Genomic DNA, 2,990 nt, shown 5'->3' on the forward strand with positions numbered 1-2,990 from the left:
CGTTCGATGTTGAAGATGTATGAGTAAATAAATTTCGTCCGTTTGGTCTGTTTAACAGCTTTTTTGTTGAAATTATTCGTTAAAATACTTTATTGGCTTGTATTATTGAAGGAGAATTATGAAAAAAGCATTGTTTGTTATTGTTTCGTCATTGCTGTTCAGTTCGTCCGTTCTCGCTCAGGACGGCCCAGGCAAGTCCATGCCTCTGAACCTTGTCGATGCCTGTATATTCAGGCTGACCACCTGTGCTCCTGCCGCCGCCCCGAAGCCACTCCCCGCACCGGCAATTCAGCCTGCGCCTTTGCCCGTTCGCCCGCTGCCTGATCCTCCGGTGGTGCCCTTGCCTTCAGACCCGATTCGGTTTTGGCCCACGCCTGCTCCTTCGCCCAAGCCTCATCGTTGTCTGCCGTTCGAGCGTTGTATTCCGTTCCCGATGTTTCAGTAAATCTGAACATTCATTCAAACCTTACGTTCTACGATTCGGGCGGCGGCCTGCGGACAAACGCTTACGCCAACGCCCGATGATTCGGCCCCAGCTTGAACTCTTGTTTTAATGAGTGTGGCCTACTGAGCTGGCATTGGTGGATTGGGCGACCAGGGAATTCTTGAATGTAAAGGATACGGTGATATTATGTTGAAAAAGATGGATGTTGCTGAGATTGAGATGGTTGTCGGCGGAGCGAACACGGCAGGTGGGCAGGGTGGCGGAAACAGACCTGTTGATCTTACCAAAAAAGCGCCCGTACCTGTTGTGCCACCTGGCTGTGTAAGTGTTGCCTTACCATTGCCGAATGTTAGCTGGACTGGTGGCTCGACTACTTCTAATAAAGATTCGACTTCGTACCCCTCTGGACAGTCTTCTTCTCAGCATGATAATTCCTCCTCTACTGGCGCACACTTTGGTGTAACCTGGTCGCCTGTCCCAGTCACGATTTGCGTTCCTTGGTAAATTTGGCTTGAATACTCAGGTGCTCTTCTGGGCACCTGAGTTGAGGACCATAATGAAATACTCAAAGTTGTATAAATATATCTTAACCTCGGTCTCGATTTTAGCCCTCCTGCTATTTTTTACTCGCGAAGGTCACGAAAAATTAGCACAACTCATGTCATTTTTGCCGCTGTTTTATATAATTAATATAGTTTTCTTGCCTATATATATTTACAGGAAAGTGAAGGGTAGATCATTTCATATACTATCAAACCGAGCCACGGACTATATTTTTATAATTTTATCGCTTATATCAATGGTCCTTATTACAAATTTTACACTAGGTAACAGTCACAAAGATTGTAATAATATATGTATAGAGTTGATTAGCCGCGACACACTAATATACGCATATAACACTTCCTGGAACGAAGAAGGTGCAAGGGGCGGATTAGTAGCTATCCTCAATGAAAGCCTGTCTAGTAATATATCGGCAAGTCTTATCTTCGCTGTTGCACATTTTGATAAAGTCAGAAAGGGATCAGACTTTTTTGACGAGGTAAACATTATTCTTACCAAATTCTATATCGGCTTCATATTATACATGGTGATTAAATTATATGGAATAATAATAGCTACGATGCTGCACACGGTTATAGATTCAGTCTTTTTCAACGTGAATTTGCCATCTTATGAATTTGTAAACGAGAAACCGGAAATTAGGATATTGTTCTGTCTATTGATATTTGCCTCAACAGTTTTTATCTTGTTCAAACAAAGAAACGTTAAATTGAAAATAAACACGGTAAAAACGCATGATACGTGTAACGAATAAGCAAGAAGTGTTTAAGTTGCTAGTGTAGGTATATTGGACTATGTACTCATCGCTGTAGACAGAATAATCACGACTGGCGATACCTTATTCTCCAATGAACAGCCCCTTAGTACCGAATTTATCTGAAACACTCAATTCTTTCTCTGGTTATCCAAGATGCCCATGATACATTCACTCAAACCCATTCTTCAAGTCGATTCCACCGATTGCGGCCCCGCCTGCCTCGCCACCGTCTCTGTGACGCCCAAGCACTCAACCCCTACCCCGACCTACCCCAGACGACCTACTCCTTTAGACATACCACTTCTGGCAGATTCGCCGCCGCCGCCTGAGCAGTACAGTTTTAACAAGCCGAGTGCGGATGATGCCCGGCCCAGGAGAACACGATGAAAAAAGTATTGTTCATGTTCTTGCCGGTGCTGCTGCTCAGTTCGTCCGTCCTCGCGCAGGACACCGCAGAGGTACCGGGTACCCTGCTGATCCGCTGCGCCATTCTCAACAGTCTGGGCAGCAAGCCCATCTGTCCGCCCGATACCTACCCGCGCCCGATTCCCCCGCGCCCTGGCCTGATTGTTCCGAAGCCGACCCCGTCGCCGCATCCCTGCCTGCCGTTCATGCGCTGCATTCCGTTCCCAATTTTCAACTGAAGTCAAGTCGCTATTCAAACCTTATGCTCCAAGATTCGGGCGGCGGCCTGCGGATAAACGCTTACGCCACCGCCCGATGATTCGGCCCCAGCTTGAACTCAGGAAACTGAGAATCAACGCCCAGTAAGCTGGCATCGGTGGGTAGGGCGACCAGAGAATTCTTGACTACAAAGGATATGGTGATGTTATGTTGAAGAAGATGGAAGTTGCGGAAGTGGAGATGGTTTTGGGTGGGGGAGACATAGCTGCCGATTGCGGCATTGCAGTTGGGGCTGCAATGGTTGTGGCTGGCTCTGAAGGCACTCTGCTGCTTGTCGGTGGTGGTTTAGTGGCCGCTGGGTCTGCCAAATTGTGTTATAACGACTTGAAGGAACTCCCGCCGACACCCCCACGCACTACTTCTTACGTCTACAATCCTGATCCACAGAGCCCTAACGTGAATTGGGCGATGCGGGAAAATGGAATCGTTGCTCAACAAGATGTTGGAAGCTCAGCGGCGTACAATGTTAAGCCCGGTAGCGCTTACTGATCAATGAATAATCTAAGCTCCCATATGGTCAATGTATACATTGACCATATG

The 2,990-nt window shown here is 47.0% G+C and carries 3 protein-coding genes; all 3 read left to right on the forward strand.

The genetic code is table 11. The features are described 5' to 3' along the window. Positions 1 to 118 precede the first annotated feature (118 nt). The 3 genes from Q0R23_RS05210 (at position 119) to Q0R23_RS05220 (ending at position 2,939) form a co-directional block, all read left to right on the forward strand. Positions 119 to 445 (forward strand): hypothetical protein, encoded by a 327-nt coding sequence (locus tag Q0R23_RS05210; RefSeq protein ID WP_293911096.1) that lies wholly within the window; start codon positions 119 to 121, stop codon positions 443 to 445. 1,704 nt (positions 446 to 2,149) lie between these two features. After that, on the forward strand, positions 2,150 to 2,410 hold the full coding sequence (locus Q0R23_RS05215; RefSeq protein WP_293911098.1) for a hypothetical protein: 261 nt from the start codon (positions 2,150 to 2,152) through the stop codon (positions 2,408 to 2,410). A 187-nt stretch (positions 2,411 to 2,597) separates the two neighbouring features. Next, a complete protein-coding gene (locus Q0R23_RS05220; protein WP_293911100.1) occupies positions 2,598 to 2,939 on the forward strand; it encodes a hypothetical protein in 342 nt (113 codons plus the stop codon). The last annotated feature ends 51 nt before the right edge of the window (positions 2,940 to 2,990 follow it).

Origin of the sequence: Deinococcus sp., assembly GCF_025362455.1 — a bacterium.
In the GTDB taxonomy this organism is placed as follows: domain Bacteria; phylum Deinococcota; class Deinococci; order Deinococcales; family Deinococcaceae; genus Deinococcus.

Coding starts and splice junctions, on each gene's coding strand:
- Q0R23_RS05210 (WP_293911096.1), top strand. CDS start 119: ATGAAAAAAGCATTGTTTGTTATTGTTTCGTCATTGCTGTTCAGTTCG.
- Q0R23_RS05215 (WP_293911098.1), top strand. CDS start 2,150: ATGAAAAAAGTATTGTTCATGTTCTTGCCGGTGCTGCTGCTCAGTTCG.
- Q0R23_RS05220 (WP_293911100.1), top strand. CDS start 2,598: ATGTTGAAGAAGATGGAAGTTGCGGAAGTGGAGATGGTTTTGGGTGGG.